Source organism: Streptomyces sp. NPDC033221 (genome assembly GCF_055577005.1).
This window is the reverse complement of record NZ_JBVIQN010000011.1, coordinates 57,530-71,258: the sequence shown is the minus strand read 5'-3', so window position 1 is coordinate 71,258 and position 13,729 is coordinate 57,530. Positions and strand designations below refer to the sequence as shown.

Sequence of the window (13,729 nt, the reverse complement as noted above, 5' to 3'; positions counted from 1 at the left end):
ACATCAGGGAGGCACGGCCCATGTCAGGACCGCGACCCGTGCGGGCACCGCGCGGTACGGAACTGAGCGCCCGGGGATGGCAGCAGGAAGCCGCGCTGCGCATGCTGCAGAACAACCTCGACCCGGAGGTCGCCGAGCACCCGGACAAGCTCGTCGTCTACGGCGGCACCGGCAAGGCCGCCCGCGACTGGCGCTCCTTCGACGCGATGGTGCGCACCCTGACCACGCTCAAGCAGGACGAGACGATGCTCGTCCAGTCCGGCCGGCCGGTCGGCGTCATGCAGACGCACGAGTGGGCGCCGCGGGTCCTGATCGCCAACTCCAACCTGGTGGGCGACTGGGCCAACTGGGAGGAGTTCCGGCGCCTGGAGGCCCTCGGCCTGACCATGTACGGGCAGATGACCGCCGGTTCGTGGATCTACATCGGCACCCAGGGCATCCTCCAGGGCACGTACGAGACGTTCGCCGCCGTCGCCGCGAAGAAGTTCAACGGCACGCTCGCCGGGACGATCACCCTCACCGCCGGACTCGGCGGCATGGGCGGCGCCCAGCCGCTCGCCGTCACGATGAACGACGGCGTCGCCATCTGTATCGACTGCGACCCGCGCGCCATCGAGCGGCGCATCGAACACCGCTACCTGGACGTGCAGGCGGACAGCCTGCAGCACGCCCTCCAGCTCGCCGTCGAAGCCCGTGACCAGCGCAAACCTCTCTCCATCGGCCTGCTCGGCAACGCCGCGGACCTGCTGCCGCAGCTGCTCGCCGACGGCGCGCCCATCGATATCGTCACCGACCAGACCTCCGCCCACGACCCCCTCGCCTACCTCCCCACCGGCGTGGACTTCGCGGACATGGCCGCCTACGCGGCCGAACAGCCCGCCGACTTCACCCGCCGCGCCCGCGAGTCGATGGCCAGGCACGTGGAGGCCATGGTCGGCTTCATGGACGCCGGCGCCGAGGTCTTCGACTACGGCAACTCCATCCGCGGCGAGGCCGAACTCGCCGGATACAAGCGCGCCTTCGCCTTCCCCGGCTTCGTGCCCGCCTACATCCGGCCGCTGTTCGCCGAGGGCAAGGGCCCGTTCCGCTGGGCCGCGCTGTCCGGCGACCCCAAGGACATCGCCGCCACCGACCGGGCGATCCTGGACCTCTTCCCGGAGAACGAGTCGCTCGCCCGGTGGATCAAGCTGGCCGGCGAGCGGGTGCACTTCCAGGGCCTGCCCGCCCGTATCTGCTGGCTCGGTTACGGCGAGCGCGACAAGGCGGGCGAGCGCTTCAACGACATGGTCGCCGACGGCACCCTCCAGGCGCCGCTGGCCATCGGCCGCGACCACCTGGACTGCGGCTCGGTGGCCTCCCCGTACCGGGAGACCGAGGCGATGCTCGACGGCTCCGACGCCATCGCCGACTGGCCGCTGCTCAACGCCATGGTCAACGTCGCCTCCGGCGCCTCCTGGGTCTCCCTGCACCACGGCGGCGGCGTCGGCATGGGCCGCTCGATCCACGCCGGGCAGGTCACGGTCGCCGACGGCACGCCGCTGGCCGGCGAGAAGATCCGCCGGGTGCTGACCAACGACCCGGGCATGGGCGTCATCCGCCACGTCGACGCCGGATACGACCGCGCCGACGAGGTCGCGGCCGAGCGCGGCGTGCGCATCCCGATGCGGGAGGGCGAGTGACCCCGCCGTACGACGGCCCGGCGGCAGACGGCACCGGGCCGTCGGGGAGCCCGGCGGGCGCCTCCGCGCGGCCCGGCAGCCCGGCGGACCGGGACGCTCCGGCCGTGACGGGGGCGACCGGGGCCGGGCCGACCGCGACCGGACCCGACACCGCCGGCCCGGACACCGCCAGGCCGGACACCGCCGGTACGGGGCCCACCAGTGCGAACACCGCCGGTTCGAGCGCGCCCTCCTTCCACGACATGTGGCGGGACCTCGCGCCCCTCGGGCGCCACAGCGGCACCGGCGGCTACCGCCGCTTCGCCTGGACCGGTGCGGACGCCGACTGCCGGGCCTGGTTCGAGGCCCAGGCCCGCGCCCGCGGACTCGCCTACGAGCAGGACCGCAACGGCAACCAGTGGGCCTGGCTGGGCGCCGCGTCCGCCGCGGACGTGGCCCCCGGCGAGGCCGTCGTCACCGGCTCCCACCTGGACTCCGTCCCGGACGGCGGCGCCTTCGACGGCCCGCTCGGCGTGGTGTCCTCCTTCGCCGCGCTCGACGAACTCCGCCGCCGCGGCGCCACGCCCGCCAAGCCGCTGGCGATCGTCAACTTCGGCGACGAGGAAGGCGCCCGCTTCGGCCTGGCCTGCGTCGGCTCCCGGCTCAGCGCCGGTCAGCTCACCGTCGAGGCGGCCCACCGGCTGCGGGATGCCGACGGCGTGACGCTGCCGCAGGCCATGGAACGGGCCGGCCACGACCCCGACGCCATCGGCGCCGACCCCGACCGGCTGTCCCGGATCGGCGCGTTCGTCGAACTCCACGTCGAACAGGGCCGCGCCCTCGACCTGACCGGCGACCCCGTGGGCATCGCCTCAGCCATCTGGCCGCACGGCCGCTGGCGGTTCGACTTCCACGGCGAGGCCAACCACGCCGGCACCACCCGCCTGGCGGACCGGCGCGACCCGATGCTCACCTACGCGGCGACCGTGCTCGCCGCCCGCCAGAGTGCCGAACTGGCCGGCGCGCTGGCCACCTTCGGCAAGATCAGTGTCGAGCCGAACGGCGTCAACGCCATCCCGTCACTGGTCCGCGGCTGGCTGGACTCCCGCGCCGCCGACCAGGCGACACTGGACACCGTCGTCGCCGCCGTCGAGCGGGCGGCCGCCGAGCGCGGCGAGCGCGACGGCGTCGACGTCCGCGTCACCCGGGAATCCTTCACCCCCGTCATCGAGTTCGGGCACGCGCTGCGGGACGAGCTGGCCAAGATCCTCACCCATGCGGCGGACGGCCGTCCGGGCGGCGCCCGCGAGGTGCCCGTTCTGGGCACCGGCGCCGGACACGACGCGGGTATCCTGTCCGCCTCCGTCCCCACCGCCATGCTGTTCGTACGCAACCCCACCGGCGTCTCGCACTCACCCGCCGAACGCGCGGCCGAGGACGACTGCATCGCCGGGGTGACCGCACTCGCCGACGTTCTGGAGGGCCTGGCGTGCAGGTGACGCCGCAGGAAGCCGAACCCACCCCGCGACCCGGCGACGGGCCCGGACCGGCCGCCCCGAAGACGTACTGGCTGGAACACGCCTGGCTCGGCACGCACGTCGAGCCGGGCGTGGCCGTGGACGTGGACCCGGCCGACGGCCGCATCAGCGCCGTACGGACCGAGGTCCCCGCACCGCCGCCCGGCGCCGTCCCGCTGCGCGGCCTGACGCTGCCCGGCCTCGCCAACGCCCACTCGCACGCCTTCCACCGGGCCCTGCGCGGCACCGTCCAGGTCGGCTCCGGCACCTTCTGGACCTGGCGCGAAGTCATGTACCAGGTCGCCTCCCGGCTCACCCCCGACTCCTATCACGCCCTCGCGCGGGCCGTGTACGCGGAGATGGCGCTGGCGGGCATCACCTGCGTCGGCGAATTCCACTACCTCCACCACGGGCCCGGCGGCACCCGCTACGCCGACCCCAACGCGATGGGCGAAGCCCTGATCGCCGCCGCCGACGAGGCGGGCATCCGCATCACCCTGCTGGACACCGCCTACCTCTCGTCCGGCTTCGGCGCCGCGCCCGACCACCACCAGCTGCGCTTCTCCGACGGCACCGCCGAAGCCTGGGCCGAGCGCGCCGCGGCCCTGAAGGACGGCCGCCCGCACGCCCGTATCGGCGCCGCCGTGCACTCCGTACGCGCCGTCCCCGCCGGCCAGCTGAGCACCGTCGCGGAGTGGGCCGGGCACCGGCAGGCACCGCTGCACGTCCACCTCTCCGAGCAGACCGCCGAGAACGACGCCTGCCGCGAGGCGCACGGCCGTACCCCCACCGAACTGCTCGCCGAGCACGGTGTCCTGGGCCGCCGCACCACCGCCGTGCACGCCACCCACCTCACCGACGAGGACATCCGGCTGCTGGGCGCCGCCACCACCGGCGTGTGCATGTGCCCCACCACCGAACGCGACCTCGCCGACGGCATCGGCCCCGCAGTCCGGCTCCAGGCCGCCGGCAGCCCCCTGTCGCTCGGCAGCGACAGCCACGCCGTCATCGACCTCTTCGAAGAGGCCCGGGCGATGGAGCTGGACGAACGGCTGCGCACCCGCACCCGCGGCCACTGGACCGCCAACGCCCTGCTGCGCGCCGCGACCGCCGACGGCCATGCCGCGCTGGGCTGGGACGAGGCGGGCACCATCGAACGCGGTGCGCTCGCCGACCTCACGACGATCGCGCTGGACTCCGTACGCACCGCGGGTCCGCTGCCCCGGCTGGGCGCCGAGACGGCCGTATTCGCCGCCTCCGGAGCGGACGTGCGCCATACGGTCGTCGGTGGCCGTCAGGTCGTACGCGACGGAGTCCACGCGCTCGTGCCCGACGTCCCCACCGCACTGGCCGAGGCCATCGCGGCCGTACACGGCTGAACCCGCGGCCGAAGGAGAGCACCCCCACGATGAACCCCAGCACCCCGGCCGCGGAGCGCGCCGCGAACGGTCGCACCACCGCCATCACCAACATCGCCAGCCTCGTCACCAACGACCCCTCCCTCGGCGAAGGCCCCCTCGGTCTGATCCAGGACGCGGCCGTCGTCTTCGACGGCGACCGCGTCGCCTGGATCGGTACGACAAGCAAAGCACCCGCCACTGACAGTCATGTCGACGCCGAGGGCCGCGCAGGCATCCCCGGCTTTGTCGACTCCCACTCCCACCTGGTCTTCGGCGGCGACCGCACCGCGGAATTCCACGCCCGGATGTCCGGACGCGCCTACTCCGCGGGCGGCATCCGCACCACCGTCGCCGCCACCCGGGCCGCCACCGACGAGGAACTGCACGCCAACGTCGCCAAGTACCTCGCCGAAGCGCTCCGCCAGGGCACCACGACCCTGGAGACCAAGTCCGGCTACGGCCTGACCGTCGAGGACGAGGCCCGCGCCCTGCGCATCGCCGCCGCCCACACCGACGAAGTCACCTTCCTCGGCGCGCACATCGTCTCCCCGGACTACGCCGACGACCCCGCCGGTTACGTCGACCTCGTCACCGGCCCCATGCTGGACGCCTGCGCCCCGCACGCCCGCTGGATCGACGTCTTCTGCGAACAGGGCGCCTTCGACGGCGACCAGGCCCGCGCGATCCTGACCGCGGGCAAGGCCAAGGGCCTGCTCCCGCGCGTGCACGCCAACCAGCTGCACCACGGCCCCGGCGTCCAGCTCGCCGTCGAACTGGACGCCGCCTCCGCCGACCACTGCACCCACCTGGACGCCGCCGACATCGACGCCCTCGCCAACAGCGCGACCGTCGCCACGCTGCTGCCCGGCGCCGAGTTCTCCACCCGCGCCCAATGGCCCGACGCCCGCCCCCTGCTCGACGCGGGCGCCACCGTCGCCCTGTCCACCGACTGCAACCCCGGCTCGTCCTTCACCAGCTCGATGCCCTTCTGCATCGCCCTGGCCGTACGGGACATGAAGATGACCCCCGACGAGGCCGTCTGGTCCGCCACGGCGGGCGGCGCGGCCGCCCTGCGCCGCACCGACATCGGCCGCCTCGCCCCCGGAGCCCGCGCCGACCTGGCCCTCCTGGACGCGCCCTCCCACGTCCACCTCGCCTACCGCCCGGGCGTCCCCCTCGTCTCCCGGGTCTGGCACCGGGGCGAATACGTCTGAGGCGGACGAACACGCCCGAGACGGGAGCGACTTCAGGGAATGCGGGTACCGGACATCACGGGAATCACGTAAGGTCCGGTACTCGACACGAACAACTGTCGCAGTCACCCGCGTAGCAGGAGAAAACTCCGGTACGTGACAAAGGTGACAGCGCAAGGGGGAAGGAATCTCATGAAGTCGACCCGTCTCAAGACCCGTATCGCCGGCACGGCGGCCACCGTCGCCATCCTCGGCGGCGCCGCCCTGGCCACGGCCCCGAGCGCCGCGGCGAAGGCCAACGTCATCTCGATCGAGCGGGCGCAGCTGCGCGGCGGCGCGCTGTCCGTGACCGTCAAGTACTCCTGCGACACCGGCCTCGCGTGGAACCTGGTCAGCAAGATGACCAAGGTGGACCAGAAGGAGGACCCCACGTCGGTGGCGAACGGCGCCGTCGCGTCCGACAAGATCATCTGTGACTACCAGACCCGCGTCCTCAAGGTGAAGCTCCAGCCGGCGAAGGGCTCGCACTTCGTGAAGGGCGACGAGGTGAAGGTGTCCGCCGACTATGTGAAGCCGGGCGAGCAGCAGAGCGGCGACCCCATCGCGCAGTTCTCCACGGTGCTGTAAGGCACACAAAGGCGCGCACAGCACGAAGAAGCACGGAAAAGCACGAAACCGCGCCGGACCGCAGAGGAGGGCCCGTCCCGAATTTCGGGGCAGGCCCTCTTCCACGCGGGCGGTTGCCGGCCCGTCAGGCCGGCAGCGACCGCGGAGTGTCCGCCGGACTCACTCCTCGACCATCAGCCCCTTGCGGAGCTTGACGAGCGTGCGCGACAGCAGCCGCGACACGTGCATCTGGGAGATGTTCAGCTCCTCGCCGATCTCCGACTGCGTCATGTTGGCGACGAAGCGGAGCGAGAGGATCTTGCGGTCACGCGGGGGCAGCTCGGCGATCAGCGGCTTGAGCGACTCCACGTACTCGATGCCTTCGAGGCCGTGGTCCTCGTAGCCGATCCGGTCGGCCAGCGCGCCCTCGTTGTCGTCCTCCTCCGGCTGGGCGTCCAGCGAGCTGGCCGTGTAGGCGTTGCTCGCGGCCATGCCCTCGACGACCTCGTCGTTGGTGATGCCGAGGCGTTCGGCGAGCTCGCTCACCGTCGGGGAACGGTCCAGCTTCTGCGCCAGTTCGTCGCCGGCCTTCGCCAGGTCCAGACGCAGTTCCTGCAGGCGCCTGGGCACCCGTACGGACCAGCTGGTGTCACGGAAGAAGCGCTTGATCTCGCCGACGATGGTCGGCATCGCGAACGTCGGGAACTCCACGCCGCGGCTGAGCTCGAAGCGGTCTATCGCCTTGATCAGGCCGATGGTGCCGACCTGGACGATGTCCTCCATGGGCTCACTGCGGGAGCGGAACCGGGAGGCCGCGAACTTCACCAGTGCCAGGTTGAGTTCGACCAGGGTGTTGCGGACGTACGCGAATTCGTGGGTGCCTTCCTCCAGCGACTCCAGGCGCTCGAAGAGGGTCTTGGACAGGGCCCGTGCGTCCACCGGCCCCACCTCGTCGTACGGGGGGATCTCGGGCAGTCCGTCGAGCTCGGGGATTGCCGTCACATCGGGTTCGGACGGTTCAGATGTGATCTGCGGGGAACGAGACGTTCGGGACCGGTCGGACAGGGCGGCCTCGGACAGGACGGCCTCCGTGAGGGCGTCCTCCGCGAGGGTGGTCTCTGACAAGGGAGTCGACGACGCGGTCTCCGTGGTGTCTTCGGTGCGCAATTCGTCGAGCCGGGGTGACATGTTGTCCTCCATCGTTCTCGGCATATGGCTGCCGATGCCTCTACGCGAAGCTGCGGTGTGCGGCGCCTCCAAAGCCGGCCGTGTCGAATGTGTCCTTACTACGCCTACCTGGGTTTGCCGGAAGATGGCAAGTGCGTGTTGTCCGAGTTTGCTGGGAATTACGTATTGTTCGGCTACCAGTCGCGTGTATCGAAGGCGTAGTGTTCGGTCTGCGCAGTCGTAAGCAATCGGACGCCGAGACAGCAAGAGGGGTGCACGCGCATGGACCGCGGGACGGTCGGCAGTGCCAGTCGGGGACGGCTCAATGTCGCGATCCGGCATCAGGGTGCCAGCGCGATCGTGACCGTCGCGGGTGAGCTGGACCACCACACCGCGGACCTGTTGCGGGAATCACTTGAAGGGTGCGTCGCGGACGGCTTCGCGCGACTGGTCGTCGACTGCTCGCAACTGGAGTTCATGGACTCCACCGGCTTGAACGTACTGCTCGGCGCCCGCCTGAAGGCGGAGGCCGGGGGAGGCGGGGTACATCTGGCCGGGATGCAGCCGGTGGTGGCGCGGGTCTTCGAGATCACTGGCGCGGACGCGGTGTTCACCGTGCACGACTCCCTCGACAAGGCTCTCGCCGACTGACGGCGGTGGCGCGAACGGTGCACTACGGGGGGTTCCTCCCGTATGCGTTGCCCGCGTCACAACTTCCGTACCCAAGAAGTGGGTGTTCTCACGGTCCCGTCGGGCAGGAGACATCTGAATCTGTTGAATCTGTCAGGTAACCGCTATCCGTGAAATGGCGAATCGGTGAGGTGAAGCGCTGATGAGCACCACCCGGCCGTACCCGCCGGGCGACCTCGGCCCGGAGCCGGGCAACGCCGGCGCTCCCTCCGCCTCCCCGGCCGTCCCGGCCGGCCAGATCCGCAGGCTGCGCCTGGCGGGTGTGCAGGGAGCCGTTGCGCGGGCCCGTGACTTCGCCCGGCAGGCCCTCCACGACTGGGGCTGGCTGCCGGCCGCCGGCGCCGACCAGCGGGCGGCCGCCGAGGACGTACTGCTCGTGGTATCCGAGCTGGTCACCAACGCCTGCCTGCACGCGGAGGGGCCCGAGGAACTGCGGCTGCGCAGCAACGCCAAGGTGCTGCGCCTCGAAGTGACCGACCTCGGCGCGGGCTCGCCCGCGCCCCGCACCCCCCACCGGGCGGGACGGCCCGGCGGCCACGGCATGTTCATCGTGCAGCGCCTGTGCCTGGACTGGGGAGTCGTACGCAACCCCGACGGCACGGGCAAGACCGTCTGGGCGGAGCTGGCGGCTCCGTCCTAGGGTCCCGGCGGGGGCCCTCCTGTGCGCCGCGGGATGGCGGTGCGCGACGCGCCGCGGGACGGGACGGCACGGCTCCGTGGCCGTACGTGAGTGGGCTGCGACGCGCCGTGGCGGATCTGTCGCGGCGGACGGCCTCGCCTGCCGGGGAGCGGCCGGTTTTTTCCGTACGGGCGACTCCGGGATACGCCTGTCCTCCCGCGGCCAAAGCCCCGGACGCACCCCTCCTGCGTCCCACGTGCCCCTCGCACCCCTCCCTCCCCGGCTTTCGCTCTCCCCGGCTTCCCCTGGCGCCCCGCGCCGCACGGATCAGGCCTGTTCTGTGACTTCCCTCGACAAGGTCCCCGGCGTACCTTGAGCCACCCATCTGATGTGCCGTCAGTAACATCGGGCGGCGCTCAACCGCGAGAAGGGGAACTCAAGGTGGCCCGCTTCTACGAACAGCACGCCGCGCGTCCCCGCCGCCGCGCGGCCGGCCTGGCCGCGGCCGTGGCGCTGACGGCGGGATCCACGGTCCTGCTCGCCGCGCCGGCCGCGCACGCCGACGTCGTGGACGTCAATTACCAGTGCAAGACGCCGATCGGGAACAAGAGCGCGGTGTCGCCCATCGACATCAGGAGCACGCGGAGCGGCAGCGCGTACAAGCTCGTGATGTCCTTCCAGAAGGGCGTCTCCTCCAGCCCCGTCGAACTGGGCGCGGGCGCCATGAAACCGAGCGCGCTGATCCGGCTGGGCGGCGCGGAGAGCGGCACCGTGCCGGTGTCCGGGCCGCCCAACGACAAGGCGATCCCCGCCAACACACCCATCAAGATCAGCGACCTGAGCGGGACCTACACGCCCAAGGCGAGCGGCAAAGTCACCTTCACCGCCGCCACCCTCACCATCAAGGCCCTCGGTACGACCACCACCTGCACCCCCGCCAACAACCCGAAGCCGTCGCTCACCCTGGACGTCAAGGGCTCGGGCGGAACGGGTGGTTCCGGCAGTTCGGGCGGCAGCGGCAGCGGCAGCGGCAATGGCGGTACGGGCGGCAGCGGCTCCGACAGCTCCACCGGCGGAACCACCGGCGGCTCCGGGAGCGGCAGCGGGGGAGCGACGGGCACCTCGGGCGGCGGCGAACTGCCGCAGACCGGCCCGGCCGACTCCGCCGTCGCCCTCGGCACCCTCGGCGGCACGGTGCTCCTCGCCGGCGCGGCGGGTGCCCTCTGGCTGACACGGCGCAGTCAGAAGCGCGCTTAGGGCGTACGAGCACAGCTCCAGCCAAGTACCTGCACCAGCCGAGCGCCTGCACCTGTACCAGCCGAGCGCCTGCACCTGCATCAGCCCCAGGAGCCGCCGATGCCGTCCCGTACCCGCTCGGTGGCCCCGGGCGCAGTCCTCGCGTTCGCCGTCGCGCTGCTGAGCCCGGCCGGGGCGTACGCCGCGCCCGCCCCCGGCCCGTCCGCCCCGACCCCGGGCGGCGGGCCGTGGACCGCCGCGCCCGCCTCCGGCGGCGCCCGGCCGAGTGTCCAGGACCGCCCGTACTTCTACCTGGAAGGCGCGCCCGGCACGGTCCTGAAGGACCGGCTCTCGCTCACCAACCCCGGCGGCAGCGCGGTGACGCTCCGGCTGCGCGGCGGGCCGGCCCCGGCCGGCGGCTGGATCGCGACGGCGGGCAAGGACGTACGGGTGCCGCCGCGTACCCGGGCGGACGTGCCCTTCACCGTGACCGTCCCCAGGGACGCGGCGCCGGGCGACCACCCGGCCGCGCTCGTCGCCGAAGGGGGCGGCCGGACGGCCACGGTCCCGGTGCGCCTGCGGGTGACCGGGCCCGCGCTCGCCGCGCTGAGCGTCGAGGACGTGGTGGTGGAGCGCCGGGGGAGCGCGGCGGTCATCCGGTACGTGCTGGTCAACCGCGGTAACACCATGCTCACGCCACGACTCGCGGTGCACGCCGACGGGCTCTTCGGCCCGGCCCTGCGCCGCGCCGCGCGCACCCTGCCCGGCGCACTGCCACCGGGCCACCGGGTCCCGATGACCGAGCCATGGCCCGATCCGCCCGCGCTGGACTCGTTGGACGTACGGCTGACCGTGACGGCGGCGGGCGGCGCACGCGGGACGGCCGTGGCGTCCTACACGGCGGTGCCGTGGGGTGCCGCCGCCCTGCCGCCCGCGGGGCTGCTGGCGGGCGCGGTCCTGTGGCGTGTACGGCGCTGGAGGCGGGCGGAGCCGTCGGGGTCGGATCCGTCCGGGTCGGAGCCGTATGCGGGCGCTGCGGCTGCCTTCAGGGCGAGGGCGGACGCGTGACCGGCGGCGGTGGACGCGTGACCGGCGCTGGAGGCGCGCGCGCCGGAGCGCGTGGAGCGCGCCACCGGGCCGCAGCCGTGCTCGGCCGGGCCGCCTCGGCGTTCCTGATCCCCCTCTGCCTCTTCCTGCTCCCCGGGCCGACCGCGACCGCGGCCCCGGCCGCCCCCACCCCCCGCATCCAGCTCTCCGCGCAGGAAGCGGGCCAGGGCGGCACCGTCACCGTGACCGGCCGCGGCTGGCGCCCCGGGACGCTGCTCACCCTGCTCATCTGCGGACAGAACATGATCGGCGGTACCAACGCCTGCGCCAACGGCGACGGCCGGGCCGTGAGCACCGGCTCGGACGGCTCCTTCCGCAAGGACCTCCCGGTTGCCGAGCCGCCCAAGCCCTGCCCGTGCGTCGTGCACGCCGCCACCGTGACCGGCCCGCGCGCGACCGACGACGCTCCCTTCACCGTGGCCGGGCACCCGGTCGCACCGCTGCCGAAGGAGGACGCGGGCGGGCGGCTGAGCGTCCTGGCGCCGCCTCGGCTGGAAGGCTCCAGCGGCCTGCTGACCTGGTTCGGCGCGCCGCCGCAGCGGCGGCTCGTGGTCACCGTGGGCAACCTCGGTACCGCCCCCGCCAAGGACCCGGTCTTCGAGGTCGGCACCTCGCACGGCGTGTACGCCCCGCAGTGGGAGGAGCAGCAGTGGCGGGGGACCGTGCCCGCCGGGCGGAAGCAGCGGATCGAACTGCCGGTGGAACTGCCCTCCGGGGCACACGGTGACTACCTCGTGTCGCTGAAGTACGGCGGCAAGGTGCTCGCCGAGCAGCCGTGGGGCGTCGGGCGGCCGTGGGGCGTGACGCTGTTCTGGGTCCTGCTGTGCGTCGTCGTGCCGGCCGCCGTCTTCCGTATCGGCATGGCGGTCGTCGACCGGGTTCGCCCGCGCCCGGGAGCCGCTCGTACGCGGGGGCGTGCAACCCCGCGAAAGCCCCGGCGTGCGGCAGCCGCCGGACGCCACCGCGGCCCCCGCACCCCCGCGCCCGGCGCGGCGGAGCCCGCCCCGACGGCGGACGCCGACGCCGCCGCCTCCTTGCCGTGGTTCACCCCGGACACCGCACCGTCCGCCACCACGGGACCACCCACCGACCCGCCGACGTCGAAAGGTTCCACGTGATGAGGCAACGCAGGAGAGCGGGCGCGGGCGGCTGCGCCCTGCTGCTCGCCGGTGCGGGCATGCTGGCGGCCGCCGGGCCGGCCGGGGCCGCGGAGACCGCGTACCCGACCGAGTGCGTACCGCCGCCGATCTCGGGGCTGCCCGCGGTCCAGGGCACCACCAGGGTGGAGGTGACCGCGCCCGCGACGGCGAAGGTCGGCGACGAGGTCGAGGTGGTGTGGCGGACGGTCGAGGCGGCGTCCAAGAACCCCGACGTCCTCGACCTGGGCAAGGACACCGTGCAGCCCAGCGGCAAGATCGGGGTGGGCGGCGCGCAGAGTGGCGAGCTGAACGTCCGGGGGCCGCGGCAGAACCCGCCGATCCCCAAGAACAGCCCGATGAAGCTCCCGGACATGAAGGGCACCCTGAAGCTGGAGAAGCCCGGCGAGGTCACCCTCGCGCCCGGCTTCTACAACATCAACGTCAACAAGCCGATCTCCACGGACACGAAGTGCACTCCGAAGGGTGAGGTGAAGCCCGCCGCCACCATCAAGGTGACGGAGGGCGGCGACCCCGGCGGCACGACCGGCGGCTCCACGGCGGGCGGCGGCACGACCGGCAGTACGGGCGGCAGCACGGGCGGCTCGGACACCGGAGGTACGAGCGGCACCGGTGGCACGACCGGCGGCACCACCGGCGGAGGCGGTACGGCCGGCTCCTCCGGCGGCGGAGGCGACCCCGACGGCACCGCGTACGAAGGCAAGCAGGTCCAGGTCCCGTACGCCTGCAAGACCCCCATCGGCGACAAGAAGGCCACGTCCCCGGTGCAGATCAACGCCACCAAGAAGGGCGGTGCCTACGACCTGACCGTGAAGTTCGCGAAATCGGTGATGGACAGCCCGGCGGACATCCCGGCCGGTGCGGTGAAACCGTCCATGCAGGTACGGGTCGGCGGTGCGGACAAGGGGACGGTCCGGACGGAGGGCCCGGCGAACAAGGAGCCCGTCAAGTCCGGACAGCCGATTGCGATCCCCGACCTGAAGGGCACCTACACCCCGGGCGCCACCGGCCAGGCGACCCTGACGCCGGGCGTGCTGACCGTCAACGCCCTGGGGACGACCACGACCTGCACCCCGGAGAAGGCCCCGGGCGTCTCCCTCGCCCTGGACACCACGGCCCAGCAGGGCGGTACCGGCGGCAGCTCCGGAGCGTCCGGCGGCTCCGGCAGCTCCGGTGGCTCAGGCGGGGACACGGCCGGCGGCACCGCGGCGGGCCCGGCGAGCGCGGGCGGCACCTCGGGCGGCCTCGCGGAGACCGGCGCGAGCGGCCACGGCGGCCTGCGCGCCCTCGCCCTCGTCGCGGGCACGGTGGTCCTGCTGGGCGGGGCGGTCTTCACCTTCGTACCCGGCCGGAGGCCAGGGCGCCGCTGACCGACGCCA

At 73.1% G+C, this 13,729-nt stretch carries 12 protein-coding genes; 11 read left to right on the top strand and 1 reads right to left on the bottom strand.

Annotation, left to right across the window (positions count from 1 at the left end; genetic code table 11):
- Positions 1-20: 20 nt before the first annotated feature.
- From hutU to ACZ53K_RS16880, 5 genes are all read left to right on the top strand, one after another.
- Complete coding sequence (gene hutU, locus ACZ53K_RS16900; protein WP_468836664.1) at positions 21-1,679, top strand: urocanate hydratase; 1,659 nt, start codon at positions 21-23, stop codon at positions 1,677-1,679.
- A 242-nt stretch (positions 1,680-1,921) separates the two neighbouring features.
- A complete protein-coding gene (locus tag ACZ53K_RS16895) occupies positions 1,922-3,157 on the top strand; it encodes an allantoate amidohydrolase (RefSeq protein WP_468837050.1) in 1,236 nt (411 codons plus the stop codon).
- The gene (locus ACZ53K_RS16890; RefSeq protein ID WP_468836661.1) at positions 3,148-4,554 is read left to right on the top strand and encodes a formimidoylglutamate deiminase; all 1,407 of its coding nucleotides are present in this window, start codon (positions 3,148-3,150) and stop codon (positions 4,552-4,554) included. The genes ACZ53K_RS16895 and ACZ53K_RS16890 overlap by 10 nt, the downstream gene beginning before the upstream one ends.
- A 29-nt stretch (positions 4,555-4,583) precedes the next feature.
- On the top strand, positions 4,584-5,789 hold the full coding sequence (gene hutI, locus ACZ53K_RS16885; RefSeq protein ID WP_468836658.1) for an imidazolonepropionase: 1,206 nt from the start codon (positions 4,584-4,586) through the stop codon (positions 5,787-5,789).
- Positions 5,790-5,960: 171 nt separating this feature from the next.
- Positions 5,961-6,395, top strand: coding sequence for a hypothetical protein (locus tag ACZ53K_RS16880; RefSeq protein ID WP_468836655.1), 435 nt, complete (start codon positions 5,961-5,963; stop codon positions 6,393-6,395).
- Positions 6,396-6,554: 159 nt separating this feature from the next.
- Here ACZ53K_RS16880 and ACZ53K_RS16875 read toward each other — a convergent pair whose 3' ends face one another.
- Entirely contained in the window at positions 6,555-7,574 is a 1,020-nt protein-coding gene (locus ACZ53K_RS16875) for an RNA polymerase sigma factor SigF (protein WP_468836653.1), read from the bottom strand.
- 249 nt (positions 7,575-7,823) lie between these two features.
- Here ACZ53K_RS16875 and ACZ53K_RS16870 point away from each other — a divergent pair, with 249 nt between their 5' ends.
- From ACZ53K_RS16870 to ACZ53K_RS16845, 6 genes are all read left to right on the top strand, one after another.
- Positions 7,824-8,192 carry an STAS domain-containing protein gene (locus ACZ53K_RS16870; RefSeq protein WP_031009365.1) on the top strand — a complete coding sequence of 123 codons (369 nt, stop codon included), beginning with the start codon at positions 7,824-7,826 and terminating at the stop codon, positions 8,190-8,192.
- Between the two features lie 181 nt (positions 8,193-8,373).
- The gene (locus ACZ53K_RS16865) at positions 8,374-8,871 is read left to right on the top strand and encodes an ATP-binding protein (protein ID WP_365843991.1); all 498 of its coding nucleotides are present in this window, start codon (positions 8,374-8,376) and stop codon (positions 8,869-8,871) included.
- A gap of 420 nt (positions 8,872-9,291) precedes the next feature.
- Complete coding sequence (locus ACZ53K_RS16860) at positions 9,292-10,107, top strand: LPXTG cell wall anchor domain-containing protein (protein WP_468836649.1); 816 nt, start codon at positions 9,292-9,294, stop codon at positions 10,105-10,107.
- A gap of 99 nt (positions 10,108-10,206) precedes the next feature.
- The gene (locus ACZ53K_RS16855; RefSeq protein ID WP_468836647.1) at positions 10,207-11,154 is read left to right on the top strand and encodes a COG1470 family protein; all 948 of its coding nucleotides are present in this window, start codon (positions 10,207-10,209) and stop codon (positions 11,152-11,154) included.
- A 17-nt stretch (positions 11,155-11,171) separates the two neighbouring features.
- A complete protein-coding gene (locus ACZ53K_RS16850) occupies positions 11,172-12,311 on the top strand; it encodes a hypothetical protein (RefSeq protein WP_468836645.1) in 1,140 nt (379 codons plus the stop codon).
- A complete protein-coding gene (locus ACZ53K_RS16845) occupies positions 12,311-13,720 on the top strand; it encodes a hypothetical protein (protein WP_468836643.1) in 1,410 nt (469 codons plus the stop codon). The genes ACZ53K_RS16850 and ACZ53K_RS16845 overlap by 1 nt, the downstream gene beginning before the upstream one ends.
- Positions 13,721-13,729: the final 9 nt, after the last annotated feature.